This is a genomic window from Actinocorallia aurea, from assembly GCF_054783995.1.
The window spans coordinates 136,236-161,396 of sequence record NZ_BAAGPQ010000038.1 but is presented as its reverse complement, the minus strand read 5'-3'; the positions used below and the strand labels follow the sequence as shown (position 1 = coordinate 161,396).

The 25,161-nt window shown below is 72.3% G+C and carries 22 protein-coding genes; 7 read left to right on the top strand and 15 right to left on the bottom strand.

Translation table 11 applies throughout. The annotated features are described in order from the left end of the window. Window positions 1-99: 99 nt before the first annotated feature. From ACYVOM_RS39145 to ACYVOM_RS39130, 4 genes are all read right to left on the bottom strand, one after another. A complete protein-coding gene (locus ACYVOM_RS39145) occupies window positions 100-1,959 on the bottom strand; it encodes a phosphatase PAP2 family protein (RefSeq protein WP_460308679.1) in 1,860 nt (619 codons plus the stop codon). A gap of 181 nt (window positions 1,960-2,140) precedes the next feature. Next, window positions 2,141-4,507 carry an endopeptidase La gene (gene lon, locus ACYVOM_RS39140; protein WP_460308678.1) on the bottom strand — a complete coding sequence of 789 codons (2,367 nt, stop codon included), beginning with the start codon at window positions 4,505-4,507 and terminating at the stop codon, window positions 2,141-2,143. 245 nt (window positions 4,508-4,752) lie between these two features. Beyond that, window positions 4,753-5,664 carry a M23 family metallopeptidase gene (locus ACYVOM_RS39135; RefSeq protein WP_460308677.1) on the bottom strand — a complete coding sequence of 304 codons (912 nt, stop codon included), beginning with the start codon at window positions 5,662-5,664 and terminating at the stop codon, window positions 4,753-4,755. Next, window positions 5,661-6,230, bottom strand: coding sequence for an ArsR/SmtB family transcription factor (locus ACYVOM_RS39130; protein WP_460308676.1), 570 nt, complete (start codon window positions 6,228-6,230; stop codon window positions 5,661-5,663). The genes ACYVOM_RS39135 and ACYVOM_RS39130 overlap by 4 nt, the downstream gene beginning before the upstream one ends. 317 nt (window positions 6,231-6,547) lie before the next feature. Here ACYVOM_RS39130 and ACYVOM_RS39125 point away from each other — a divergent pair, with 317 nt between their 5' ends. Both ACYVOM_RS39125 and ACYVOM_RS39120 read left to right on the top strand, forming a co-directional pair. Next, a complete protein-coding gene (locus ACYVOM_RS39125; protein WP_460308675.1) occupies window positions 6,548-6,973 on the top strand; it encodes a hypothetical protein in 426 nt (141 codons plus the stop codon). 67 nt (window positions 6,974-7,040) lie between these two features. Further along, the gene (locus ACYVOM_RS39120) at window positions 7,041-7,358 is read left to right on the top strand and encodes a hypothetical protein (protein ID WP_460308674.1); all 318 of its coding nucleotides are present in this window, start codon (window positions 7,041-7,043) and stop codon (window positions 7,356-7,358) included. 60 nt (window positions 7,359-7,418) lie between these two features. Here the strand turns inward: ACYVOM_RS39120 and ACYVOM_RS39115 are convergent, their stop codons facing one another. Genes ACYVOM_RS39115 through ACYVOM_RS39095 form a run of 5 tightly spaced genes read right to left on the bottom strand, consistent with a single transcriptional unit; the run spans window position 7,419 to window position 11,021 of the window. Further along, complete coding sequence (locus ACYVOM_RS39115) at window positions 7,419-7,742, bottom strand: DUF3817 domain-containing protein (protein ID WP_460308673.1); 324 nt, start codon at window positions 7,740-7,742, stop codon at window positions 7,419-7,421. 12 nt (window positions 7,743-7,754) lie between these two features. Continuing rightward, window positions 7,755-8,114 carry a hypothetical protein gene (locus tag ACYVOM_RS39110; RefSeq protein WP_460308672.1) on the bottom strand — a complete coding sequence of 120 codons (360 nt, stop codon included), beginning with the start codon at window positions 8,112-8,114 and terminating at the stop codon, window positions 7,755-7,757. Window positions 8,115-8,144: 30 nt separating this feature from the next. Beyond that, a complete protein-coding gene (locus tag ACYVOM_RS39105; protein WP_460308671.1) occupies window positions 8,145-9,230 on the bottom strand; it encodes a glycosyltransferase in 1,086 nt (361 codons plus the stop codon). Next, the gene (locus ACYVOM_RS39100; RefSeq protein WP_460308670.1) at window positions 9,227-9,961 is read right to left on the bottom strand and encodes a DUF2334 domain-containing protein; all 735 of its coding nucleotides are present in this window, start codon (window positions 9,959-9,961) and stop codon (window positions 9,227-9,229) included. The genes ACYVOM_RS39105 and ACYVOM_RS39100 overlap by 4 nt, the downstream gene beginning before the upstream one ends. Beyond that, a complete protein-coding gene (locus ACYVOM_RS39095; RefSeq protein ID WP_460308669.1) occupies window positions 9,948-11,021 on the bottom strand; it encodes a glycosyltransferase family 4 protein in 1,074 nt (357 codons plus the stop codon). The genes ACYVOM_RS39100 and ACYVOM_RS39095 overlap by 14 nt, the downstream gene beginning before the upstream one ends. A gap of 253 nt (window positions 11,022-11,274) precedes the next feature. On the opposite strand from ACYVOM_RS39095, the gene ACYVOM_RS39090 reads away from it, so the two are divergent. Next, complete coding sequence (locus ACYVOM_RS39090; RefSeq protein WP_460308668.1) at window positions 11,275-12,639, top strand: MFS transporter; 1,365 nt, start codon at window positions 11,275-11,277, stop codon at window positions 12,637-12,639. 74 nt (window positions 12,640-12,713) lie between these two features. Here ACYVOM_RS39090 and ddaH read toward each other — a convergent pair whose 3' ends face one another. From ddaH to ACYVOM_RS39060, 6 genes are all read right to left on the bottom strand, one after another. Continuing rightward, complete coding sequence (ddaH, locus tag ACYVOM_RS39085; protein ID WP_460308667.1) at window positions 12,714-13,505, bottom strand: dimethylargininase; 792 nt, start codon at window positions 13,503-13,505, stop codon at window positions 12,714-12,716. Window positions 13,506-13,604: 99 nt separating this feature from the next. Beyond that, window positions 13,605-14,501 carry an oxidoreductase gene (locus tag ACYVOM_RS39080; protein WP_460308666.1) on the bottom strand — a complete coding sequence of 299 codons (897 nt, stop codon included), beginning with the start codon at window positions 14,499-14,501 and terminating at the stop codon, window positions 13,605-13,607. A gap of 114 nt (window positions 14,502-14,615) precedes the next feature. Then, window positions 14,616-15,101, bottom strand: a complete 486-nt coding sequence (locus ACYVOM_RS39075; protein ID WP_460308665.1) for a glutathione peroxidase — start codon at window positions 15,099-15,101, stop codon at window positions 14,616-14,618. Window positions 15,102-15,155: 54 nt separating this feature from the next. Continuing rightward, the gene (locus ACYVOM_RS39070; protein WP_460308664.1) at window positions 15,156-15,290 is read right to left on the bottom strand and encodes a hypothetical protein; all 135 of its coding nucleotides are present in this window, start codon (window positions 15,288-15,290) and stop codon (window positions 15,156-15,158) included. A 212-nt stretch (window positions 15,291-15,502) separates the two neighbouring features. Next, window positions 15,503-15,661 carry a hypothetical protein gene (locus tag ACYVOM_RS39065; RefSeq protein WP_170201682.1) on the bottom strand — a complete coding sequence of 53 codons (159 nt, stop codon included), beginning with the start codon at window positions 15,659-15,661 and terminating at the stop codon, window positions 15,503-15,505. Between the two features lie 85 nt (window positions 15,662-15,746). Continuing rightward, window positions 15,747-16,739, bottom strand: coding sequence for an LCP family protein (locus tag ACYVOM_RS39060; RefSeq protein ID WP_460308663.1), 993 nt, complete (start codon window positions 16,737-16,739; stop codon window positions 15,747-15,749). Between the two features lie 169 nt (window positions 16,740-16,908). Here ACYVOM_RS39060 and ACYVOM_RS39055 point away from each other — a divergent pair, with 169 nt between their 5' ends. The 4 genes from ACYVOM_RS39055 to ACYVOM_RS39040 all read left to right on the top strand — a co-directional run bounded on the left by ACYVOM_RS39055 (window position 16,909) and on the right by ACYVOM_RS39040 (window position 24,989). Further along, window positions 16,909-18,888, top strand: a complete 1,980-nt coding sequence (locus ACYVOM_RS39055) for an ABC transporter ATP-binding protein (RefSeq protein ID WP_460308662.1) — start codon at window positions 16,909-16,911, stop codon at window positions 18,886-18,888. Between the two features lie 36 nt (window positions 18,889-18,924). Further along, a complete protein-coding gene (locus ACYVOM_RS39050) occupies window positions 18,925-22,416 on the top strand; it encodes an AAA family ATPase (RefSeq protein WP_460308661.1) in 3,492 nt (1,163 codons plus the stop codon). Window positions 22,417-22,477: 61 nt separating this feature from the next. After that, window positions 22,478-23,728: a DNA polymerase IV gene (gene dinB / locus ACYVOM_RS39045; protein WP_460308660.1), complete on the top strand. Its 1,251-nt coding sequence runs from the start codon at window positions 22,478-22,480 to the stop codon at window positions 23,726-23,728. A gap of 370 nt (window positions 23,729-24,098) precedes the next feature. Then, window positions 24,099-24,989 (top strand): ion transporter, encoded by an 891-nt coding sequence (locus tag ACYVOM_RS39040; protein WP_460308659.1) that lies wholly within the window; start codon window positions 24,099-24,101, stop codon window positions 24,987-24,989. The last annotated feature ends 172 nt before the right edge of the window (window positions 24,990-25,161 follow it).

Here is a 25,161-nt window from a genome sequence, read left to right as displayed (position 1 = left end):
AGACCCGACTCATGTCTCACCTTGCCGGGGCGAAAGCGCGAACGTCCGGTCGGCACGGTGCCGACCGGACGTTCGGTGCGCGAGAGCGCCGGGGAGACCTCAGGAAAGTCGCAGCGAGAGACCGCGCGAGGAGTAGACCGGGGTGACGCGGCGGCCGTCGGCCTCGACCGCCGCGAAACGGCCCTTGATCCGGCCCTCGATGACCTGGACGGAGCCGCCCTTGACCCCGTCGAGGGAGACGCGCAGCACCGACCCTGCGGCGGGAGCGACCGTGCCGGACACGTCGAGGGCGTCGTGGCCCTTCCCTGCCGTCAGCTCCAGTGCGCCGCGCACGGCGAGGTCGCCGCGCACCCGCGCGCCGGACGCGGTGACGCGCAGCGCGCCGCCGTCGACCCTGACGTCGCCGCGGCCGAGCGCGTCGCGCGAAGCCGCCACCAGGACGCCCGCCTTGACGGTCGTGCCGCCCCGGTAGGAGTTGTCGCCGGAGAGGGTGAGCGAGCCCGTCCCGGCCTTGGTGAGGCCGCCGCGGCCGTCGATGTCGTTGCGCCAGGCGTCGGCGGCGTGGAACCCTCCGGCCGCCGCGTCGAGGGTGACGGTGACGTCGCGGTCGAACGCGCCGTAGCCGTCGGCAGCGGCGAACAGGTCGAGGCGGCCCCACTCCTCGGGGCCGTCGATCAGCGCGTACTCGTCGCGCAGGGCCGTCGTGCGCAGGACCTCGCGGATCTGCGCCGCGTCCAGGTAGGGCAGGCGGGTCTCCAGCAGCGCCTCGGCGCCCTTGGGCACGACGACGTCGGTGCGCCGCCCCGTCTTGGGCAGGATGTAGGTGAGGCGGGGGGCGAGGGCCCGGCGGTTGGCCTCGCGGTCGGCGAACGGGTCGGTGTCGCGGCCCGCGGAGTGCGCGTAGGCGAAGAGGGTGTTCGCGTCGGTGCCCGTCGCGGCCTGGAGGTAGGACGCGGCCTGCGCGCGGGCGGCGGCCTTGAGCGCCGCGTTCGCCGGGTCGCCGAGGATCGCGGCGGCCAGCGCCGTCGCCAGGATCCGGCCGCCGACCACGTCCACCGGCGAGTGCATGCCCGCGGTGATGCGGCTGTGCCCGACCTCGGCGGCCCGCGCGAACAGCTCCTGGAACCGCTCGGGGACCGCGTAGGCCAGCGCCAGCGAGGCGAGGTAGGCGGCGTTGGTGTGACCGCTCACGAAGCCGCCGTCGTCGGCGGGGTTGGTGTTGCGCTGGCGCAGCAGCTGGGGCGCGACGACGACGTCCGAGGCGTAGACCGGGTAGCCGAACGCGTCGAGCGCGCCGGTGTCGACGACCTCGCTGTCCTCGTTCGTGCGCCACGGGCGCGGGTACTGGTAGGCGGCCTTCGAGGGGTTGCCCGAGGAGTAGGAGCCGCGGACCGTGTTGACGAGTTCGACGACCTTGCCGAGGGCCGAGGAGGTGGAGCCCGCGCCGAGCGCGGATCCGGCGGGCGCGCCCGCGGGGAGCGTCTCGCTGATCGACGTCGCCGGGGTGCCCTCGGGGGCATCGGTGATCCCGGTGACGGCCAGGGCTCCTGCCTTGTAGGCGGCGGCGAGCGGGCCGAGCCCCGCGATGGCCGAGTAACTCTGGTGCTGCCGGTCGAGGACGAACGCCTCCTTCGCCTGCGCGCTCGTGCGGTGGCGGGTGACCGCCGCGCTGTAGCGCATGTTGTCGCGCAGGACGCGGCGGGCGAGCACCGTGCCGGTGTTCCAGGCCGTGCCGGTCCGCCACAGCGCCTGCATGCCGGACAGGATCCGGACCGCGGCGTTGGTCTGCGCGGTCAGGTTCGCCGCGACGTTGGACCGGTAGTCGTCCACGAAGGGCAGGGCCGCGGCGGCGGAGGCCGGGAGCGCCCACGCGGGCACCGCGTGGACCGCGGCGACGCCCGCGGCGACGGCGGCGGTCCGCTTGAACAGGGCGCGGCGATTCATCGGCAGGGTGTTCATGGTCTTCTTTCCGGCCGCCGCACCTCGGCGGCCCCGCCGAAGTCTCCGCGCGGCGCGTCACACGGCAGGGAATCGAAGGTGAACACCCGGGACCCGGAATCTGAAGATCGTTCATATCCGTCGCCCGCGGACATGGCGAAGGGGCCGGCCCCCGTAGGGACCGGCCCCCGCCCGTCACCGCCTAGGCGGCGACGGTGCCTGCCGTCGCGGGCTCCAGCGCGATCGCCAGGACCTCGCGGACGTCGGCGACCGCGTGGACGGTGAGCTGACCGAGGACCTCGGCCGGGACGTCGTCCAGATCGGGCTCGTTGCGCTTCGGGATCAGGACCGTGGTGATCCCCGCCCGGTGCGCGGCCAGCAGCTTCTGCTTCACCCCGCCGATCGGCAGGACCCGGCCGGTGAGGGAGACCTCACCGGTCATCGCCACGTCCGGCCGGACCGGGCGGCCCGACAGGAGCGAGGCGAGCGCCGTCGTCATCGTCACGCCCGCCGACGGGCCGTCCTTCGGGACCGCTCCGGCCGGCACGTGGATGTGCACGCCCCTGTCCTTCAGATCCCCGACGGGCAGCTCCAGCTCCGCGCCGCGCGAGCGCAGGTACGACAGGGCGATCCTCGCCGACTCCTTCATGACGTCGCCGAGCTGGCCCGTCAGGGTCACGCCGGTGTCGCCCGTCTCGGCGTCCGCCAAAGACGCCTCGACGTACAGGACGTCGCCGCCCGCGCCCGTCACGGCCAGGCCCGTGGACACGCCAGGGACCGCCGTGCGCCGCTCGGACTCCTTGAGCGAGACCTCCGGGGTGAACCGGGGCCGGCCCAGGTAGTCGGTCAGGTCGTTGATCACGACCGGCAGCTCCACCTGGTTCAGCGCGGCCTTCGCGGTGACCTTGCGCAGCACCCGCGCGATCGACCGCTCCAAGGAGCGGACGCCCGCCTCACGGGTGTACTCGCCCGCGATCAGCCGCAGCGCCTCGTCGGGGAAGACGACGTCGCCGGACTCCAGGCCCGCCTTGTCGAGCTGGCGGGGCAGCAGGTGGTCGCGCGCGATCGTGACCTTCTCGTCCTCGGTGTAGCCGTCGAGCGTCACCAGCTCCATGCGGTCGAGCAGGGGGCCGGGGATCGTCTCCAGGGAGTTCGCGGTGGCCAGGAACAGCACGTCCGACAGGTCCAGCTCCACCTCCAGGTAGTGGTCGCGGAACGTGTGGTTCTGCGCCGGGTCGAGGACCTCCAGCAGGGCCGCCGTCGGGTCGCCCCGGTAGTCCGAGCCGACCTTGTCGATCTCGTCGAGCAGGACGACCGGGTTCATCGAACCGGCCTCCTTGATCGCCCGGACGATCCGGCCCGGCAGCGCGCCCACGTAGGTGCGCCGGTGGCCGCGGATCTCCGCCTCGTCCCGGACACCGCCGAGCGCGACCCGGACGAACTCGCGGCCCATCGCCCGCGCGACCGACTCGCCCAGGCTGGTCTTGCCGACTCCGGGAGGACCCGCGAGCGCGAGCACCGCGCCGGACCTGCGTCCGCCGACGACCCCGAGGCCCCGGTCGGCCCGCCGCTTGCGGACGGCCAGGTACTCGATGATCCGCTCCTTCACGTCGGCCAGGCCGGCGTGGTCGGCGTCCAGGACGGCGCGGGCCGCCTCGATGTCGTAGGAGTCCTCGGAACGCGTGTTCCACGGGATCTCCAGGACGGTGTCCAGCCAGGTGCGGATCCAGGAGCCTTCGGGGGAGGCGTCGCTGGACCTCTCCAGCTTGTCGACCTCCTTCAGCGCGGCGCGTTCCACCTTCTCCGGCAGGTTCGCGGCCTCGATGCGGGCGCGGTAGTCCTCCTCCTCGCCCTCCTCGGCATCGCCGTTCAGCTCGGCCAGCTCCTTGCGGACGGCCTGCAGCTGCTGCTTCAGCAGGAACTCGCGCTGCTGCTTGTCGATGCCGTCCTGGACGTCCTTGCGGATCGTCTCGGCGACGTCGAGTTCGGCGAGCTGGTCGCGGGCCCAGCCCGTCACCAGGTCGAGCCGCTCGACCACGTCGGCGGTCTCCAGCAGGGTGATCTTCTGCTCGACGCTCAGGTAGGGCGCGTAGCCCGCCTGGTCGGCGAGGATCGACGGGTCGTCGATCTGCTGCACGATGTCGGTGAGCTGCCAGGCCCCCCGGTGCTGGAGGATCGCCTGGAGCAGGCCCTTGTACTCCTTGGCCAGCTTGGCGGCCTCGGGCCCCGCGGCCGGGATGTCGACGGTGTCGCCCTCGACCCACAGCGCCGCGCCGGGCCCGGTCGTGCCGGTGCCGATGCGGACCCGGCTCACGGCCCGGACGACGGCCCCGGGCTCCCCGCCCGGCAGCCTTCCCTCGCGCTCGACGACGCCGAGCACGCCGACGTCCGCGTACCTGCCCTCGACGCGCGGCACCAGCAGGACGCGCGGCTTGCCGGCCGCCACGGCCCGCGCCGCCTCTATCGCGGCCCGCACCTCGCGGTCGTTCAGCTCCAGCGGCACGACCATGCCGGGCAGCACGACCGTGTCGTCGAGCGGCAGCACGGGCACCGTCAGTCTCTCGCTCATTTCACTCCCCAGTCATGGTTCTTGAGTCACTCACACTCAAGAAACCAGAGCCTTGGTTCATTCCCCACCCTTGTTCGCCGACAGCGATCAACCCGACGAACCCCCAAAGGAGCGAGGATTGCCTTGAAACCTCCACACCCCGCCCCGCATTCCCCTGCGCTCCCGGCCGCGGCCCGTCCCGCCCCGCACCGCCCCCACCTCTCCGGGAAACCCTCTACGGATTCGGGCGAACCAGAGCCGGACCGTCACCGACCCCCTTCGCCGCGCACGCCACAAGACGTGGGCAGCGGGGGTGGTGGGGCCTCGAAGATGCTGGAGTCGGTGGGGAGGCCCGGGATGGTGGGGATCTCGGGGTCCGGCAGGCCGTAGGCGGGGGCGACGAGGCCGTCGGCGGGGGTGATGGCGGGCCAGCGGAAGGGCAGGCCGGCGGCGCTCAGCGGGCTGGGGCGGTCCATGAGCTGGAAGTGCAGGTGCGGCTCGGTGGTGTTGCCACTGTTGCCCACCTCGCCGAGGGGCTGGCCGGTGCGGACCCGGTCGCCCGCGCGGACCTTCACCGAGCCGCGCCGCAGGTGCGCGTAGGCCGAGTGGACGCCGCCGCCGTGGTCGACGATCACGTGGTTGCCGAAGACGAAGCGCCAGCCGCCCACCTGGCGGAAGAAGCCCTCGACCGCCAGGTAGGCCAGGCCGGGCACGGTGTCGCGGGCGCGGTGGTCGCGTTGGGCTCCGCCCGCCTTCACCACGACGCCGTCGGCCACCGCGAGGACGGGCCGGCCGAAGGACGGGTACGCGGCGGCCGAACGGAGGCGGCCCCAGCCGGCGCGCGGCCGCGGGTGCTCCCCCTCTGCTCCGGTGACCGCCGCCGGCACGAGGACATCGATCGCATAGGTCTGCGCGTACCCGCGGGTGCCGTGCGCGGGAACGCGCGTGCCCGGACTGTTGAGCGCGAGCCACCGCCCGGCCACCGGGGCCGCGACCGGGATGGGCTCCAGGCTCCGGTCCCAGCGCGGGCGCACGAAGGCCAGGCCCAGCACGCCGAGGAAGGCGAAGTAGGTCAGGCCGGGGATGTCCGACAGCACCAGCGCCAGCACCCCGACGAAGAAGACCTTGATCCAGACGTCGCCCAGGCGGGCGATCGCGCGTCTGAGACGATCGTTCATCGCCGCCCCCCGAGGATCGTGGTGAGCAGCGGCACCACCCGCTCGGCCGGCACCTCGTGGCGGCCGCCTTCGCCTCCGCGCAGCCAGCCGGCCGCGACGAGCTGGCGCAGGTGGTGGTACACCTGGCCGGTCGTGCCCATCCCGTCGAGTTCGGCGAGCTCGCGGGCGGTGCCGCGGCCGCGCAGCACCTCGCGCACCAGCCGGAGCCGGACGGGATGGCCGAGCGCCGCGAACGCGTCGGCCAGCGGAGCCCACTCGTCGTCCAGCAGATCCGCGGTGCCCGCGCCGACCTGCCAGGCCGCGCCCCGCCCGTCGGGCAGCCCGACGTCTCCGACGATCATCACCGCGCCCGGCGCGGGCGCGCGTGCACGCAGGCCCTCCAGCGCCCAGAAGACATCCGATGTCGGGCCGGCCTCGTCCACGGGCGGACCGGTAGGCGACCGGGCGCCGCTCAGCAGCCCCGCGAGCGCCTCCTCGACCGCGCTCAGCCGCTCCTCGACCGAACGCTCCTCCACCGCGCGCCCCGCCTCGTCGGACTCCCCGGCCCGCTCCTCCCCCTGCTCCAAAGTTCACCCCTTGACGTGATTTCGCGATTACGTAATAACGATACACCCGCTCGTGCCGCCCCGTCGACCGCGTGGGGCCCGCCCGGCGGCGCGGGCGGGCCCCCGATCAGGACGAATGACGAATCCGGAGCAACGCACACAGCCCCTCTTCCTCGACGAGGAGCGCGAGGAAGAGGGGCTGCGCAGGTGCGAAAGGAGCCGCTAGGTGTATCGATCCGCAGGTTTGTTGACGCGGGTGATGGGTGCCATGCCTGACAGCACGACCCCGAGGGCACAAGGAGCACGAAGGGGAACATCTTCGGACGAGAGGGGGTGCCATGCACGTCAGAGACGGAACCGCCGTGCCGCCGGGGGCGGCGCAACCGCCGGAGTCACTGGATCTCGGCGACGCAGTACTGCGCAGGAGCCGCGAAAGGGATGCCCAGGTGCTGCTGGGGGCCACGAACGCCTCGTTCGCCGAGCTCTACCCGTGGATGCCGTGGGCGGCCCGCCCGCTCACCCTGGACGACGAGATCGAGATGCTCGCGGCCGCCCATGACGACTGGCGCAACGGCGACGCCTACCTCTACGGCGCCTACGCCCCCGACGGCACCGCCCTCGGTGGATTCGGGATGCACCGCAGGGTCGGCCCCGGCGCCATCGAGATCGGCTACCGCCGCACCGAAACCCGCCCCACCACCCCCGCAGCCCCCGCCGAAACCGGCCGCACCCAAATCTGGACCACCGCCCACGCCTTCCGTTGAGCGCGCCTCACACTGACCACTGGGCGTTAGGCTGGCGTCACCGAGTCCGGACGAGGAAGAGGCCGGTGTGTCTACCCGTATGGCCACGGACCCAGCCAGCCTCCAGATCACCGAGGAGCAGTACGAGCGCCTGCCAGAGGAGGTCGCCCGGAGCATCGAAGTCGTCAACGGAATGGTGATCTTCTGCGAGTCGCCGAGCGGCCCGGCCGAAGGATCCTTGCATCTCGTCATGGCCGAAGGCCGCATCAACTCGGTGGAGGAGTACCGCCTCGACCGGTCCCAGCGCAACTACCAGCTGGCCATGGTGCACAGGGAGGCGCTGTCCGCAGCGCTTCCCGGGAACATGCAGATCGACGTGGCCTTCACAGAACTGGAAGAGAGCTGAGGATGCGCGCGGTCCCTCTCCTCGACGAGGGGGGCGGGGAGAGGGGGTGCGGCGGAGGCGTCAGGCTTTGGCGACGGCCTGGGTGGAGAGGGTCTCTCGGGCGTCGGAGACGATCTTGCGCTCGATGTAGAAGGCGAGGAAGGGGATGAGGCCGGCGGAGACCATGAGGGCCATCTTCTTGAGGGGCCAGCCTGCCTTGCTGTAGAGGTCGAAGGAGGCGACCAGGTAGACCATGTACAGGAAGCCGTGGATCGGGGAGATGATCCCGGACGCTTCGGGAATGTCCCAGAAGTAGCGCAGCGGAACGGCCACGAAGCACAGCAGGAGCAGCATGATGCCGACGACGGTCGCGAGCACGCGGTACCGGGTGATGGCCGCTTCCACAGGGTTTCCCTTCTAGCGCCGATTCTGCGCGGCGAGCCGGGCCAGACGGCGGTTGTAGGCCGCCAGCTCGGGGTTCTCCGCTTCGGCTTCCTTGATCAGTTGGGCTTCGGTGAGGACGCGGACGGGCACGACCGGGGCGTCGGGGTCTGCCGGGGGCTGCGTGGCGGCCTTGAGCTCGTCGCGGATCATCTTGACCCACATGACGATGACGAAGCCCGCGAACAGGGGCCACTCGAAGGTGTAGCCCCAGCTTCGCGCGTTGCCCGCCTGCGCCCGCTCGAACTGCCACCAGCCGAACGCGAGGAACGCGACGAACAGCACGATCGCGATGAGGTGGATGCCCAGCCAGCCGGGTGTGAAGAACCGTTTCACGTCCCTGACACTACCGCCGTCCCCGCGCGATCAGTCCCCGCCCCCGCCGTGGACGTCAAGGAGGCCGCGCACGGCCGTCGTCCAGGGGTAGCGCTCGGCTCGCGCGCGGGCGGCGGCCCGCCTCTGCGCCATGGGGACGGCGAGCAGCCGCTCGACGGCGGCGGCGAAGGCCGCGCCGTCCGGGGCCGCCGCCTCGCCGGCGCCGGGGGCGATCAGCTCGGGGGCCGCGCCCGCGTCGGCGCACACGACGGGTGTGCCGCAGGCGAGCGCTTCCAGCACGGCGAGGCCGAAGGACTCGACGGGGCAGGTGGCGAGCGCCACATCGGCGGTGGAGAGCAGCCGGGCCACCTCCGAGCGCACCCCCAGGTGCCCGTGGAACTCCACAGGCAGCCCGGCGGAGGCGCGGCGCATGGCGGGGCCGAGGGAGCCGTCGCCGATCACGTCGAGCCGTGCGTCATGGCCCAGGGCGAGCAGTTCCCGCAGGGTCGCCAGCGCGAGCCCTGGGTGCTTCTCCTTGGAGAGCCGCCCCAGCAGCACGAGGCGGACCCCTTTATGCGGGGGCGCAGGCCGAGGCCGGAAGGTGTCCAGGTCCACGCCGAGCGGGACCAGCGCGACGGACGGCGCGCCGATCCGGCGGAACTCGGCGGCGGAGAACGCGGAGGTGGCCACCACGGTGTCGAAGGCTCCGGCGAGCCTTCGGTTCCACAGGTCGGCTCCCCTGTCGAGCGCCACCCAGGATGGGACGCGCGGGGCGAGGATCGCGTCGAGCCGCTCGTGGGAGAACAGCACCGAGCGGACTCCGCGCCGCCGGGCCCAGCGGGCCGCGACGGTGAGGGTCGCCTTGTCGGAGACCTCGACGGAGTCGGGCCCGATCTCGTCCAGGGCGCGCAGCACAGGGCGCGGGTCCAGGACGAGCCGGTAGCCGGGCGCCACGGACGGTCCGGGCACGGTGATCACGGTGCCGGCCTCGGTCTCCCGGCGGCTCCTTCCGGGGCCGGGCAGCACCAGGAACCTTTCGTGCCCGGCCTTGGCGTAGCCCCTGCCGAGTTCGTCGACGGCGGTGCGGAGTCCTCCGGACACCGGGCTGTAGAGGTTGGCGAGCTGGACGATTCTCATGCGATGAGCGCGCGGTAGGTGACGGGCCGCGCTCCGGCCCGCAATGCGCCGTCTATGGCGGTCAGCGCCGCCTCCCGCAGGCCAGGTCGGCCGAGGTCGGCGGGGTGCAGGGCGATGCGCAGCGACCGCCCGGAGGTAGCGAGGGCGCGCGCCGCGCGGACCATGAGGGCCGCGCCGGTCCGCTCGCCCGTTCCGCCGGGCCGGTGGGAGAGGGCGGGGATCCGCAGGACGCGGCGGCGGTGCAGGTCGTGGACCCCGGTCTGGCTGGTCCAGTAACCGAAACCGAGCCTTGCGAGCGCGTCGCGGGTGCCGGGTGAGGCTAGCCATCCCGGCGGGGTGAACCCTTCGACGCGCAGGCCCGCCTCCTCCATGATCGCCAGGCCCGAGGTGAGGCGCTGCCTGGCCTCTCCCGCGTCGAGCGCGCAGAACTCGCCCGCGCCCCGCGCGAGCACGCTGTTGGCCCACTGCCGCCAAGGCGCGCCGCCCGGTACCCGAGCGTGGGTGAGGCCGTGCAGGGAGATCTCATGCGGGCCGTCGAGCGCGCGCAGGCGGCGGACGAGGGCGGGGGCGTCGGCGAGCCCGGGGCCTCCGGCGAACGGCCCGGGGACGACCAGGAGGCTCGCGGGGACGCCGAGCGCTTCGAGGTCGGTGAGCCAGGTCTCGGTGGCGTCCGCGGTCGCGGGCGCCACGTCGTGCACGGAGACGACGATCCGGGCCTCACGCGACGGCACGGTCGGCCCCCGTGCCGTAGATGACCTCGGTGTAGTGGCCGAGGAGCCTGTCGCAGACGGCTTCCCAGGTGTTGGCGCGGACCGACTGCCGGGCCGCGCGGCCCATCCGTTCCCGGGTCGGCGCGTCGGCGGCCAGGGAGGCGACGGCGGCGCGCAGGGCCGCGCCGTCGGAGGGCTTGAAGAGCAGCCCGTCGACTCCGGGCCGGATCAGGTCGAGGGGGCCTCCGGCGGCGGGCGCTACGGCGGGGAGCCCGGACGCGAGGGCCTCCTGGAGCGCCTGGCAGAAGGTCTCGTTCGCCCCGGTGTGCACGAAGATGTCGAGGCTGGCGAGCAGCCGGGCGAGGTCGGGGCCGCTCTGGAATCCGGTGAAGACCGCGTCCGGGAGGAGCCTGCGCAGGCTCTCCTCGGCCGGCCCGTCCCCGATGACGACGACGCGGACCCCGCGCAGCCCGTCGAGCGAGGTGAGCAGCTCCACCTGCTTCTCCGGGGCGAGGCGGCCCATGTACCCGACGAGGACCTCGCCGTTCGGGGCGAGTTCCGCGCGGGTCTCGGCGCGGCGGTGGTCGGGGTGGAAGCCGTCCTGGTCCACTCCCCTGCCCCACAGGGCGAGCCGGGGGAAGCCGCGCTCTGTGAGGTCCTGAAGGGTCGGCTTGGAGGGGGCCAGGGTCCGGTCGGCCTTGGCGTGGACGCGCCGCAGCCACGACCAGAGCACCGCGTCGGTGCCGCGGAAGCCGTAGCCGCGGAAGAACCCGGCGACGTCGGTCTGGAAGACCGCGACGGACGGGATGCCCAGCCGCTTCGCGGCGGTCGCGCCCGCCGCGCCCAGGACGACCGGGGAGGCCAGGTGCACGACGTCCGGCTGGAACGTGCGCAGGGCGTGCTCGACGCGCCGGCCGGGGATCCCGAGGACGAACGATTTGTAGACGGGCAGGGAGAGTCCCGGCACCAGTTCCACCGGGGTTCCGGCGTACGAGTCCGGGCCGGGGGCCGGGGCGATGAGGAGCGCCTCGTGCCCGCGCGCTTCGAGGTGTTCGAGGACTCGGCAGACCGAATTGGTCACACCGTTCACCCTCGGCAGGAATGATTCCGCCACGATTGCCACCTTCACGGTCGTGAGGGTGACGAACCGGGACGACCGATAGGCCGCAGGCGGGAACCGGAGGAGAAAACAGCAGACGAACACTCGCGCGTCGTGACCCTTCGTCACTATGCTGACGCGCACTCGCTGGGCAGATCATCTTTTTTCTGGATAATTCCACATTCTTGATCACCATATCCCCGACACTTGATCTTCGACACCAAGGTGTGCGCCGATGACCACACGTTCCGGCAGGGCATGGACGTCCCAGCTCGCCGCCTACCGCGCCGCCGTCCAGCGCCGGGTGCTCCTCACGCTCACTCTGGTCCAGGTCGTCGCGGGCATCGGCGTCGCCGCCGGGACCTCCGCCGGCGCGCTCGCCGTCCGGGACCTGTCCGGCGGCGGGGTCTCGGCAGGCCTGGCCCAGGCGGGCGTGCTCCTCGGCGCGGCGCTGGTGGCGGTGCCCGTCGCCCGGCTCGCCGCGAGCCGGGGTCGCCGCCCCGCCTTGGCCTTCGGGTACGCCTGCGGTGCGCTCGGCGCGCTCGTCGCCGCGGCCGCCGCCTCCGCCGGGTCCTGGCGGCTCCTGCTCGGCGGGCTCGTGCTGCTCGGCGGCGCGAGCACCGCGGGTCTTGCCGCCCGCTTCGCCGCGACCGACCTCTCCCGTCCGGGACACTCCGCACGCGACCTCAGCATCGTCGTCTGGGCCGCCACCGGGGGGTCGGTCGCCGGGCCGCTCATAGCCGGGCAGGCGGGCGACGGCGGAAGCGACCTCGGCGTCTACGCGCTCGCCGCCGTCGTCTTCGTGATGGCCGCCTTCGGCGTGTTCGCCGGGCTGCGCCCCGACCCGCTGCAGGTCGCGCACGAGGGCAGCGCGCGCGGCGCGATCGCGCCCGAACGGTCGCTGCGCACGGCGCTCGGCGTCCTCGGCCGCTCCCCCAGCGCGCGGGTGTCCGTCGCGGCCCTCACGGTCGGCCAGACCGCGGGCCTCGCCCTGCTCACGGCGACGTCCCTGCACCTCGACCTGGGCGGCGCCGACGCGGTGGACCTCGGGATCGTCCTCTGCCTGCACCTGGCGGGCCTGTACGCGCTGTCGCCGCTCATCGGGTGGTGCGCGGACCAGTTCGGGCACGTGCCGGTGCTGCTGGGCGGGCAGGTCCTGCTGGTGCTCGCCGCGCTCACCGCCGGGCTGGCCGGGTCCGAAGCGGTCGTGCAGTCCGGGGTGGCGCTGGTGCTGCTCGGCGTCGGCTGCTGCTGCGCGCTCGTCGCCGGGTCGGCGCTGCTCACCGAGTCCGTGCCGGTCGACCTGCGCCCGTCCGTCCAGGGGCTCGCGGACCTCCTCATGTGCGCCGGAGCCGCCGTGGGCGTGTTCCTCGCCGCGGTCCTCGTCTCCTCAGGCGCGTATGCGGCCGTGCCCGGCGGCGTCCTCCTCCTCGCCCTCCCCATGGCGACCGCCCTTCTCCTGGCCCACCGCATCGCCTCCCCCGCCGCCTCTCCCGCAGCCGCCCGGCCCATCCCGCCGGTCCCCAGGCCGGTACCCGCCCCCGCGCCCGGCACGCCGCCGCCCGCCTGGCCCACCTCGCGCGGCACCTACCCCCGCTGACCCCGCCCGCCCAAGGAGCGGCAACGGGAACACGGCTCCCAAGGAGCGGCTGCCTGGGCGGTCCCAGGTGTGTGTCAGGGGCGTAGTTCCAGGGTGCAGCACTTGGGGCCGCCGCCGGCCTTGTGGAGCTCGGTCAGGTCGACGGGGATCGGGCGGTAGCCGTGTGATTCGAGGGTGCGCGCCAGGCCCGCCGCGGCGGCCGTGAGGATGACGTGGACGCCGTCGCAGACCGCGTTGAGGCCGAACTCGACGGCGTCGGCCTCGGACGCCTCGACGGCCTTGGGGAAGCGCTCGCGCAGCAGGTCGAGGCTTTCGGGGGCGAAGGCTCCCGGGTAGTAGCAGACGTTGTCGCCGCCGAGCGTGAACAGGGCGGTGTCCAGGTGGTAGAAGCGCGGGTCGACAAGGCGCAGCGTCAAGACGGGGCGACCAAGGAACGCCTCGGCCTCGCGGTGCGCCGCGACGGTCGTGCGGAAGCCCGTTCCGGCGAGGATCACCTCGTCGAGGGTGAGCAGGTCGCCTTCGCCCTCGTTGACCTCGCGGGCGCTCAGCACCTCGGCGTAGCCGTTCGCCCGGAACCAGGCCTCGTAAGCCGGGCCCTCCGCCGCGCGCTGGGGGTGGGCGAAACGCGCGCCGTACACGCGGCCGTCGACGACCGTCGCGCCGTTCGCGGCGAACACCATGTCGGGAAGGCCGGGTTCGGGCTCGATGAGCCGCACGGTATGGCCCAGCCCGAGATAGACCTCGCGCAGCGCCTCCCACTGCGCGACGGCCCTGGCGGGGTCGGCTCCGCGCGCGGGATCCATCCAGGGATTGATGGTGTAGGTGACGTCGAAATGGGTGGGTCGACACATGAGGTAATCAGTCATGACGCAACTGTAGAAAGCACCGCGGTCGCGAACCAATGCGCCGATGCTGCGTTCCACCCACAGATCATTGCGTGATCTGCGCCATTGACGACGAATCATTCAGGGATAGCGCACCCCCGTCAGATCCTCGGACACCTCCCACAGCCGGCGGCCGTACTCGGTGTCGTCGCCGCGCGGGTGCAGCGCGGTGCGGACGGGGGCGCCGCGCGCCATCAGCCGGGGCCCGTAGCACTCGCCGCCGCGCGCCGCGGGATCGGTGGCCGCGCGCAGCGTCGGCAGCGCGCCCGCCGCGCCGGACTGCGCGAGGATCCTGCCGAGGGTGTACGTCACGGCCTCGGCCCGGCTGCCGCTGGACTTGGCGGAGTTCGCGGTGAGCTCGGTGTCGGCGTAGCCGGGATGCGCCGCGAGGCTCGCGACGCCGGGGACCCTTCGGTCGAGTTCCTTGGCGAACACGAGGTTGGCGAGCTTGGCGCGGCCGTAGGCGAGCCATTTGGAGTACCTGCGCTCGCCCTGGAGGTCGGTGAAGTCGAGGCCGCGCGCCGCGTTCGCCATAAGGCTCGTCACCGTGACGACCCGGGCGCCTTCGCGCCGCAGCAGCGCGGGCAGCAGCAGGCCGGTCAGCGCGAAGTGGCCGAGGTGGTTGGTGCCGAACTGCCGCTCGAAGCCGTCGACGGTGAGCGCGCGCGGGATCGCCATGACCCCGCCGTTGTTGACGAGGAGGTCCAGCGGCTCCCTGGCCTGCTCCCCGGCGAACGTCCGCACGGACGAGAGGTCCGCGAGGTCGACGATCGCCAACGAGACCCGGGCTCCGGGCACGGCCGCGCCGATCGCGGCGACGGCGGCCTCGCCGCGCTCCTTGCTCCGGCAGGCCAGCACCGTGTACGCGCCGTGGCGCGCGAGTTCCAGCGCGGTCTTCAGTCCGATCCCGCTGTTCGCCCCGGTGACGATCGCCCGCCTGCCCCCGAGGTCGGGGATGTCCGCCGCCGTCCAGCCCATGTTCCGCCGCTCCTTCGCCTCAGGAGCGACCGACCAAGCGCTCGATCACTCCTGAGACGCGAACCTAGACCGCGCGTCCAAAGACGGCAAGGGTTTGCGGGGCGCGGGAAACGATCAGGCGGGCAGGGCGTTCTCGACGGCGGCGACCAGGGCGTCGTCGTCGGGTTCGGTCTGCGGCGAGAAGCGGGTGACGGAGCCGTCCGGGGCGATGAGGAACTTCTCGAAGTTCCAGCGGATGTCGCCGGTGTGGCCGGTGGCGTCGGGGGTGTCGACGAGGGCGGCGTACAGCGGGTGACGGCCCGGGCCGTTCACCTCGACCTTCTCGGTGAGCGGGAAGGTGACGCCATAGGTCGTCGAGCAGAACGAGGCGATCTCCTCGGCGCTGCCCGGCTCCTGCCCGAGGAACTGGTTGCAGGGCACGCCGAGGACGGTGAAGCCGCGCTCGGCGTACTTCTTCTGGAGCTCCTCCAGCCCCGTGTACTGAGGGGTGAGACCGCACTTGGAGGCGACGTTGACCACGAGCACGGCCTTGCCCTTGTACCGGGCCAGATCGGCCGGTCCATCCTGGAGGGATCCGATCTCCACATCGAGAGCACTCATGCGGCGATCTTACGGATCCCCACCCGGATGGCGAGGTGTCGGGGGTAGGGGGTGTCAGGTGCCCAGCCTGTTGACGAACGTGGCGAGCTGGGTGCCGGCGTCCCCGACCGCCGAGAACGCGTTGTTCACCACCTCGGCCGCGGCCGCGGGCTGGCTCAGCAAGTAGAACGCCACGAAGGCGATCGCCAACAGTCGGACGTTCCTATTGTTCAACATGCGTGCCGTCCCTAAGTACGCTGTGACACGACTGACCCGATTCAGTTGTGCCCACCGATGGATGTCCGCAAAGAGACTTTCGTGTGGCTACTTCGCCACCCGTTTCCGGGCCCATCGTAAGACGTAGAACGCATGTTGGGGGCCCCGGGATCCGAAGATCCCGGGGCCCTGTCGAATACGTCGCGCTAGGGGATGGCGCTCGTCATGAACGTCGAGAGCGAGTCCGCTGCGCCACCGAGTCCGTTGAGCGTCCCCTGGACGACACCGGCGGCACCGTCCGGTCGATTGACGACGTACCAGACGAGGAACGCGATACTGCCCCACTTCAGATACTTCTTGATCATGACTAACCACACCTTCGGTCCACACACGGTCACCCGGAGTGATGCCCCGTGCGTAGCCGGTTACCCCACCCGCAATGTTAAAAAATCACTTGAGGCCGTCCGGAACAGGCGAATCCTTACGAAGAGCGTCGAAGAGGGCGTTGGACTTGGCCTCGTCCCATACGACGTAGCTTCCCACCGCGCCTGATCCGAACCTGCCGAACGGCACACTGAGCGTCTGGCCGTCACCGCCCGTGAGCCCCCGCATGGCCCACATCATCCGGCCGAGGTTCAGCAGGGAGTCGTCCTCGTCCACCGTGAAGTTGCCCGTGGAGTTCCAGGCGAGCGGGATGCTCCGGAACGGGTTGAGGAGGGTGCCCGGCGAGGTGGCCTTCTCGATCAGGGCCGAGAAGAACTCCCGCTGGTTCTTGATCCGCTCCAGGTCGCCGTTGGCATACTGCCGGGTCCGCACGTAGCCGAGCGCCTGGCCTCCGTCGAGCGTCTGGCAGCCCTTCTTGAGGTTCAGGCCCGCCTTGACGTCCTTCAGCCGCTTCTTCACGCAGATGTCCACGCCGCCGACCGCGTCCACGACCCCGACGAACCCGCCGAAGCCGATCTCCGCGAAGTGGTCGATGTAGATGCCGGTCGCCTTCTCGACGGTCTGGGCGAGCAGCGCGGCGCCGCCGAAGGCGTAGGCGGCGTTGATCTTGTTCATGCCCTTGCCGGGGATCTCCACGTAGGAGTCGCGCGGGATGCTCATGAGCGTCGTGCCGCCGTCGCCGTAGTGCAGCAGCATGATCGAGTCGGTGCGCTTGCCTTCGGCCTTGCCCGTCTTGAACTTCTTGCGGTCCTCCGCGGTCAGGCCCTCACGGCTGTCGGAGCCGACGATGAGCCAGTTCGTCCCGGGAGTGTCCTCGATCCTGCCCGCGTAGTCCGGGAGGGCCTCCTCCTTCTGGAGGCGGCCGTCCAGGGAGACGTATCCGACCCCCAGCAGGACGGCGAGCACGACCAGGACGGCGACTCCGATCCGGCGCTTGCGGCCGCGGCGGCGGCGCGGGGGCTGCGGCTCTTCGGCCGTTGACGGGGGCGCGTACACCATCTGCGGTCTCCTCCGGTGGTCTGTGCTGGTCCAAAGGTATGAGAGCGGGCGAACTCCGCGCATCGACCTGGCGGATCGGTTACATGACCCTCTTCCGTACGACGCGACACGATCGGCGTCACTCCGGCGGGTGACACTCTGAGGACACGCACCGGAAGTCAGGAGGACGATGCGGATCCGACCGCGATCTCCCGAGCAGCCGAAACCCGAAACCCCCGCCTCCCCGGCCGGCCCGCCCGAGCCCGACGCGCAGCCGGAGTCCCCTGCTCAGCCCAAGCTCCCTGCTCAGCCCAAACTCTCCGAGCACCGCTGGACCGCGCACACCGCCGAACTCGCCCAGACCGGGGTGCGCCAGGTCGCCCGAAGACTACCCGCCCTGATCGGCCAGGCGATGGCCCTGGCCTGGCGCGCCAACCGGCGCGACACTGCCGTCGCCGTAGGGCTGAACATCGTCGCGGGCCTGTTCACCGCCTTCGGCCTGCTGGCCACCACGGGCGTCCTCACCGCCCTGTTCTCCGCCGGGCCGACCCCCGACAGGGTCCGCGACGCGCTGCCCTCGCTGCTGCTCGTGGCGGCCGCCTTCGCCCTCCAGGGGGCGCTCCAGGCTGGCGCGGGCTGGGCGCAGGCCCGGCTGGAGCCGCAGATCGAGCGGATCGTCGAGATGCGGCTGTACCGGCTGAGCACCGGGATCGACCTCGCCGCCCTCGACGACCCGGACTTCCTGGACGACATGAAGCGGGCCGAACTGCGCGGGATGATGGCCGCGCCGACCATGGTCCGGCACACCATCGACCTGATCACCGGGCTCGTCGGCGTCATCGCCGCGGCGGGCGCCCTGGGCGTGCTGCACCCGCTGCTCCTGCCGCTGCTGCTGCTCACCGCGGTGCCGCTGGCCTGGGCCTCGGTCCGGACGGCCCGGATGCGCTACATCACCATCCTGACCCTGGTCGCGAGCCGCAGGCGCAGGGGCATCCTGTCGGATCTCATGACCAACCGGGTGCAGGCCGCCGAGGTCCGCTCCTTCACCGTCCGCGACCTCCTGCTGCGCCAGTACCACGACCTGGCCACCCACGAAAGGGACGTCGAACTCGACCTCACCCGGAGGCAGACCGTCACCCGGGTCCTCGGCGACGCCCTCCAAGGGCTCGCCGGAGCCCTGGTGTACGTGGCCCTCGGCCTCCTGCTGTGGCGGGGCGCGGTGCCCCTGGCCGTCGCCGGAGCCGCCGTCCTGGCGATCAGGACGGGCCGGACGTCCCTGGCCAACCTCGTCTACGCCGTCAACCGGTGCTACGAGGAGGGCCTGTACTTCGCGGACTACCTCAGGTTCTGCGCGATCGCCGAGACGCGCCTGCCGGTGCTGGAGGACGACCCCGTCCCCCCGCCCGCCAGGTTCGGGGTGATCAAGGCCGAGGACGTGACCTTCACCTATCCGGGCGCCGACGCCCCGTCCCTGCGCGGGGTGACGGTCGAGCTGCGGCAAGGCGAGATCGTCGCCCTGGTCGGGGAGAACGGCTCGGGCAAGACCACGCTCGCCAAGATCCTCGCCGGGCTCTACTTCCCCCAGTCCGGGCGGGTCCTGTGGGACGAGGTGCCGCTGTCCCAGGTCGATCCGGAGGAGCTGCGCGAGCGCATCGCGGTCGTGGCGCAGGACCACACCCACTGGCCCATGACCGCCCGGCAGAACGTGATCATGGGCCGCCCGGACGTGGCGGACGCGGTGGACGCCGCCGTCGCGGCCTCCGGAGCGGACGAAGTGATCGCGGAGCTCGCGCACGGCTACGACACCCTCCTGGACCGAAGGTTCGACGGGGGCGCGGAGCTGTCGGGCGGGCAGTGGCAGCGGCTCGCGGCCGCGCGAGGCTTCTACCGCGACGAGCCCCTGCTCATCTGCGACGAGCCTTCGGCCGCGTTGGACGCCCGGGCCGAGCACGCCCTCTTCGAGCGGATCCGCTCCCATGCCCGGGGCCGGACCGTGCTTCTCATCACGCACCGGCTCGCCAGCGTCCGGATGGCCGACCGGGTGTACGTCCTAGAAAAGGGAGAAATCGTAGAACATGGGGACCATCTCAGCCTTATGTCCGATGGCGGACTTTATGCCGATCTCTATACGCTTCAGGCGAGCGCTTATCACGCGTCCACACCTCCCTGAACCGGGCGTAGGGTTGGCAGGGTGACAATCCCCCGGTTGCCTGAACACCTAGAACTGCTGGTCACCGATGAGCCCGTCTTCGACGTATACGCGCACGGTCCTTGGCGCGTGCCGGACGGGCTCATCGAGGAACTGACCGCACGGGCGAAGGCGTTCGCGGCCGACGAGCGGGGCAAGGAGCTCGCCCAGTCGCTGACCAGCTTCTACGCCGAGGACACCTCCGTCCTCGGCGCGGAGCTGTTCTCCCTGATCACCTTCCTGATGGGGGCCTCGGCGGTCCGCGCGGGCATCCGCGGCGACATGGACTACGAGCTGCTGCTGTCGTTCCTGGCCAACCCCGAGCCCGCCGTGCGCGACTCCGTCGCCTGGTTCAGCCAGTCGGGCCGGTGGCGGCCCCCGTCGCTCTGGCTCGCCGACCCCGCGGCGAACGACCCCGCCAAGCGCGAGCTGATGTTCACCCTCGCCCGCGAGGCCCTCGACGTCTTCGAGGGCCTGGAGCCGCTGGACGCCCGCCGCCGTGCCCTCATCTCCCTGCACGACCGCCGCGACCCCGCGCAGATCGCCCAGGACGCGGAGGTTCCCGTCGGGGAGCTCGCCGGGATCTGGGCCGCCCGGGCGACCCCCGAGGAGCTGGGGCTGCTGCCGGAGCTCGCCGGGACCGTCGGGTACCTCCAGTGGTCGGCCGAAGGGTTCGTCGCCGCCCACGAGCGGCTGACGGGCACGATCGCCGCCGACCCCGTCGAGACCGCCCTCGCCCGCCTGCTGCTCCAGGCCGGGCAGAGCGTCCCGCCCGCCGACCTCGCGATCGCGCTCGGCACCGCCAGGTACGAGAACGTCACCGAGCGGATGGCCGCGCTCCAGCCCGAATGGGCGGTGGAGCCCTGGCAGCAGGGGCTGCGCTCCTGGCTGTCGCGGCTGCTGGTGGCCGGCGAGGCCGACGCCTGCCGGGCCTGGCTGGACATGGCCGTCCGGGTCACCGGCTGCGCCCAGGGCCTGCCCGAGGCCGCCGCGCACCCCGCGATGCACACGCCGGTCCGCTGGTTCCAGGCCGACCTCCGGCGCCTGTTCGGCCGCCGGACCGTGGTGCCGAACGCGCTCACCGACAGGCTCCGCCGCGACGTCCCCGTCATCACCGGCGCCGAGGAAGACCTCCCCGAGCCCTACGACGTCCCGGCCAAGGCCCTCGTCGGCCAGCCCGAACTCGTCAAGGCGATCGGCGCGGCCCTGGACGGCGAGGGACCGGTCCGGATCCTCGTCGCCGGCCCCGAGGCCACCGGCAAGGGCACCGGCGCCGAAGTGCTGGAGAAGGCCCTCGCCGAGTCCGGACGCATCCGTGAGGCCCTGTGGGTGTCCGACCAGGTCTTCCCCTCCCTCACCCTCTCCGACGGCGTCCTGTGGCTTCAGGCGCGCGTCAAGGAGTGCCTGGACGGCCGCCAGCTCCTCGTCATCGAGAACCTGGACAAGCTGCTGTCCTATGAGCGGTGCGGGCCCGCCGTCCTGGAGGAGCTGCGCCGGCTCATGGCCCGCAACAAGGACCTGCACGTGCTGGCGTTCGCCCGGCCGGGCGGCGACGAGCGGCTGTTCGCCGCCAACCCCGGGCTGACCAGGGCGCTGAAGGCGGCCCGTACGCGGGACTTCGGCGAGGCCGAGTACGCCGAGCTGTTCGTGCGGGCCGTGCGCGCCCGCGAGATGAACGTGGCCCGCACCGTCGCGGCCACCGCGGGCGTGCTGCTGTCTCGCACCCCGCCGATGCTGAACCTCCGCAACGCCCGCCTCGTCGACTTCCTCGCCGACCAGGCCGTGGCCGCCGCCGCGGCGCGCCGGGCCGGCCGGGTCACCGCCAAGGACCTGCCGCAGCGCCTCGTGCCCGGCGACGCCTCGGCCGTCGACCCGCTGGCCGAACTCGCCGCCTGCGTCGGCATCGAGCCCGTCAAGCGGGAGATCGCCGCGCTGGTCGCCGAGGCCAAGGCCGCCAAGATGCGCCGCGAGGCCGGGATGGCCGTGCCCGCGCGGCCCCGGCACCTGGTCTTCACCGGCAACCACGGGACGGGCAAGAGCCGCGTCGCCCGGATCCTCGGCCGGATCTACGCCGAGCTGGGCGTCCTGCCGACGGGCCACCTCGTCGAGGTGGACCGGGCCGACCTCGTGGGCGAGTACACCAGCGAGAGCGGGCCGAAGGTCCGCCGCGCGGTCGAGCGGGCGCTCGGCGGCGTGCTGCTGGTCGCCGACGCGCACACCCTCGGCTCCTCGGAGTCCCCGCGCGACCGCGAGGCGCTCGACGTCCTGCTCGCCTCGATCCAGGCGCACGGCGACGAGCTGGTGGTCGTGCTGTCCGGCCCGGACGGGGCGATCAACGGCCTGCTCAAGGGCGACGCCGACCTCTCGCGCTCCTTCACCAAGATCGTCCGCTTCCCGGACCTCAGCGAGGAGGAACTCGTCGAGGTCTTCCGGGTCAAGGCCGCCGAGAGCGGGTTCGCGCTCGCCGACGGCGTCCTGGACCGGGTCCGCTCGCTGGTCAAGGCGGGTCCGCGCCTTACGAACGCGCGCCTGATGACGAGCCTGCTCGACCGGGCCATCGCGCTCCAGTCGCGACGCGTCCTGGAGGACGGGGTCGTCGACGACACCGAGTCGCTCGACGAGATCCTGCCGGAGGACCTGCCCGGCACCCTCGCCGCCATGGGCAGGATCGACCTCCCGGGCGACCCGCTCGCCGACATCGACGGGCTGATCGGCCTGGACGCCGTCAAGCAGGAGGTGCACCTCCTGGTCGCCGAGGCCAAGGCCGAGAAGCTGCGCCGTGAGGCGGGCATCCCGATCACCTCGCCGACCCGGCACATGGTCTTCACCGGCAACCCCGGCACCGCCAAGACCACGATCGCGCGGCTCATCGCGGCCGTCTACGCCAAGCTGGGGCTGCTTTCTTCGGGGCACCTCGTGGAGGTGTCGCGGGCCGACCTCGTCGGCGAGTACATCGGGCAGACCGCGCCGCGGGTGCGCGCGGCGGTCGAGCGGGCGCTCGGCGGGGTCCTGTTCATCGACGAGGCCTACTCGCTCACCCCCGGGGACTCCTACCAGGACTACGGGCACGAGGCCGTCGCGGAGCTGCTCAAGCTCATGGAGGAGCACAGGTCGGACCTCGTGGTGATCGTCGCCGGCTACGAGGGCGAGATGCTGCGGTTCCTGGACTTCAACCCGGGCCTCGCCTCGCGTTTCCCCACGGTCGTCACGTTCCCGGACTACTCCGACGAGGACCTCATCGCGATCTTCGCGTTCATGGCCGAGCAGGCCGGGCTGACCCTCGACGAGGCGATCCCGGCACGCCTCGCGGAGATCCTCCGGCTCACCCCGCGCGGCACGTCCTTCGGCAACGCCCGCCTGATGCGCAACCTCCTGGACCGGGCCCGCTCGCTCCAGGCGCGGCGCATCACCGCCGAGGAGACGCCCTCGGACGTCCGGCGCCTGCTCCTGGAGGACCTTCCGGACAACCCGGCCAAGCAGGCGGACATCCCCATGGGCCAGTACCTCTGACCTGCGCGTTCCCCGCCCCGGCCGGTTTCCGGCCGGGGCGATCTTATGCGAACATGTGTTCGTGTCCGATGATGTGTTCGAAACGAATGACCCGGCCGGGACGGATGATCCGGCCGGGACGGCGGCGCGGGCGACGATCCTGCACGCCGATCTCGACGCGTTCTACGCCTCGGTGGAGCAGCGCGACGATCCGCGGCTGCGCGGGCGGCCGGTGATCGTCGGCGGCGGGGTGGTGCTCGCCGCGAGCTACGAGGCGCGCGCCTTCGGGGTGCGCACCGCGATGGGCGGCGGGCAGGCGCGGCGGCTGTGCCCGCAGGCCGTGGTGGTGCCACCGCGGATGGCCGCCTACACCGAGGTGAGCCGCGCCGTCTTCGCGCTGTTCCGGGACACGACGCCGCTGGTGGAGGGATTGTCGATCGACGAGGCGTTCCTCGACGTCGGCGGCCTCCGCGAGATCGCCGGAACGCCGGAGGAGATCGCGGTGGGGCTGCGTCGGCGCGTCCGGACGGAGGCCGGGCTGCCGATCACCGTGGGAGTGGCGCGCACGAAGTTCCTGGCGAAGGTCGCGAGCGGGGTCGGCAAACCGGACGGCCTGCTCGTGGTCCGGCCCGATCGCGAGCGCGAGTTCCTGCACCCGCTGCCGGTCGCGCGGCTGTGGGGCGTCGGGCCGATCACCGCGGCCAGGCTCGGCGGGATGGGCGTGCGAACGGTCGGGGACGTGGCCGCCCTGCCAGAATCCGTGCTGGTGTCGGTGCTCGGAGGCTCGTCCGGGAGGCATCTGCACGCCCTCGCCCAGGGCCGCGACCCACGCCCGGTGACGCCAGGGGTGCGGCGGCGCTCGATGGGCGCCCAGCGCGCGCTGGGCCGCCGCCCGCGCACGCCCGAGGAACTCGACGTGATCGCGCTCGGCCTCGTCGACAGGCTCACCGGGCGGCTGCGCAAGGCCCGCCGGGTCTGCCGGACCGTCACCCTGCGGCTGCGCTTCGGCGACTACACGCGCGCCACCCGCAGCCGTTCCCTGCCGCAGGCGACCGCCGAGACCGACGCGATCCTGCGCGCCGTGCGGCGGCTGGTCGGCGAGGCGCTGCCGCTGATCGGCGAGCGCGGGATCACTCTGCTGGGGGTGGCGCTCGGCGGGCTGCACGCCGACGCGGCGGTGCAGCTCGCGCTGCCACTCGAAGGAGCGGTTCCCCCCGGCGCGCTGGACCCCGCGCTGGACGCGGTGCGCGCCCGCTTCGGGCGAACGGCGCTGAGCCGGGCGGTGCTGCTGGGGAAGGACGACGCCTTGGAGATGCCCGTCCTGGAGGAGTGAATCGCCTCGGACCGCCCGAGTCGACAAATGCCATAAAAGACATTCTTCGCACTAATTCCCACTCATACTAATGGGCGTCGGCTATTCATCTGCTACCTGTGCGACATGTCAGGACATAAATGGTTGACAGCCTTCGGGACACGAATTAACGTCCCCTGCGTACCGCTTTCCCACTCCGCCCAGCCCTTCTCCGCGATCCTTCCCCGCCGCCCGGAATTCCCGCGCCCTTCCCCAACGGCCTTCCCGCCGTGCCGCGGCCCGTTCCGCAGAGCCCCGCCCCGCGCCGTCCATCGCCGTTCCGACTCGTCCGCCGCATCCGTGAAAGGGATACGTCCGTGCCGCGTCAGCTCGTCCCCGATGCCCGCGCCCGGTGATCGGGGCCGCACCGCACCCCGCCTCGGCCCGCGCCCGCGTGGGCGCCGCCGTCGACTCCCGCGCCGCCCAGCGGTTCATCACCGCCGTCATCCTGCTCAACGCCGCGACCCTGGGCTGCGAGACCTCGCCCTACCTCCTGGCCCGCTACGGCACGCTCCTGCACGCGCTCGACCACACCGCCCTCGGCGTCTTCTGCGCCGAACTCGCGCTGCGCCTGTACGCCCACCGGCTCGCGTTCTTCAAGGACCGCTGGAGCTGCTTCGACGCCTTCATCGTCGCGATCGCCGTGCTGCCGACCTCCGGCGGGCTGTCGGTGCTGCGGGCGCTGCGCATCCTGCGGGCCCTGCGCCTCATCTCGGTCGTGCCGAGCATGCGCCGCGTCGTGTCCGCCCTGCTGACCGCGATCCCCGGCATCGTCTCCATCACCGGCCTGCTGTCGCTGATCCTCTACGTCTCGGCCGTCATGGCCACGAAGCTCTTCGCCACCGTCGACCCCGAGCACTTCGGCAGCCTCAGCAAGTCGGCCTTCACGCTGCTCCAGATCATGACCGGCGAGGGCTGGTCCGACATCGCCCGCGCCATCATGCCGATCCAGCCGTACGCCTGGATCTTCTTCTTCGTCTACATCCTGCTCTCGACCTTCGTGGTCCTGAATCTTTTCATCGCCATCACCGTCAGCGCCATGGAACCCGAGGTCCTGGGCGACCTGCAGACCGAACTCGAACACCTGGAACAGCGCGAGCAGGCCTCCGACACCCTCGTCCTGGAGGAACTACGCGCGCTCCGCGCCGAACTAGCCGCCCTACGAGACCAGCCGCGATCCCGCCCTCCGGACTCGCCCGCGTCACCGTCGAAGACCTCATCGAGGACCTCGCCCACGACGTAGGCCGCCCCGACACCGGCGAGGGCACCCGACGATGTCGAGCGCGTCCTGAACACCGTTGCGCCGTCGCCGTGCCCGGCGGGGCGGCGCCGACCTCGCCTCCCGGGGACTGCCCTGCCGCACTCGGACCCGCCGGGCCCTCCGGCTCCGTCTGACGTTGCCGTGAGCGCCGGGC

Bases quoted from the DNA above. Each gene is read 5' to 3' on its own strand.
- ACYVOM_RS39145 (WP_460308679.1), bottom strand. From the start codon at position 1,959: ATGAACACCCTGCCGATGAATCGCCGCGCCCTGTTCAAGCGGACCGCC.
- lon (WP_460308678.1), bottom strand. From the start codon at position 4,507: ATGAGCGAGAGACTGACGGTGCCCGTGCTGCCGCTCGACGACACGGTC.
- ACYVOM_RS39135 (WP_460308677.1), bottom strand. From the start codon at position 5,664: ATGAACGATCGTCTCAGACGCGCGATCGCCCGCCTGGGCGACGTCTGG.
- ACYVOM_RS39125 (WP_460308675.1), top strand. From the start codon at position 6,548: ATGCACGTCAGAGACGGAACCGCCGTGCCGCCGGGGGCGGCGCAACCG.
- ACYVOM_RS39105 (WP_460308671.1), bottom strand. From the start codon at position 9,230: ATGAGAATCGTCCAGCTCGCCAACCTCTACAGCCCGGTGTCCGGAGGA.
- ACYVOM_RS39090 (WP_460308668.1), top strand. From the start codon at position 11,275: ATGACCACACGTTCCGGCAGGGCATGGACGTCCCAGCTCGCCGCCTAC.
- ddaH (WP_460308667.1), bottom strand. From the start codon at position 13,505: ATGACTGATTACCTCATGTGTCGACCCACCCATTTCGACGTCACCTAC.
- ACYVOM_RS39080 (WP_460308666.1), bottom strand. From the start codon at position 14,501: ATGGGCTGGACGGCGGCGGACATCCCCGACCTCGGGGGCAGGCGGGCG.
- ACYVOM_RS39075 (WP_460308665.1), bottom strand. From the start codon at position 15,101: ATGAGTGCTCTCGATGTGGAGATCGGATCCCTCCAGGATGGACCGGCC.
- ACYVOM_RS39065 (WP_170201682.1), bottom strand. From the start codon at position 15,661: ATGATCAAGAAGTATCTGAAGTGGGGCAGTATCGCGTTCCTCGTCTGG.
- ACYVOM_RS39060 (WP_460308663.1), bottom strand. From the start codon at position 16,739: ATGGTGTACGCGCCCCCGTCAACGGCCGAAGAGCCGCAGCCCCCGCGC.
- ACYVOM_RS39055 (WP_460308662.1), top strand. From the start codon at position 16,909: ATGCGGATCCGACCGCGATCTCCCGAGCAGCCGAAACCCGAAACCCCC.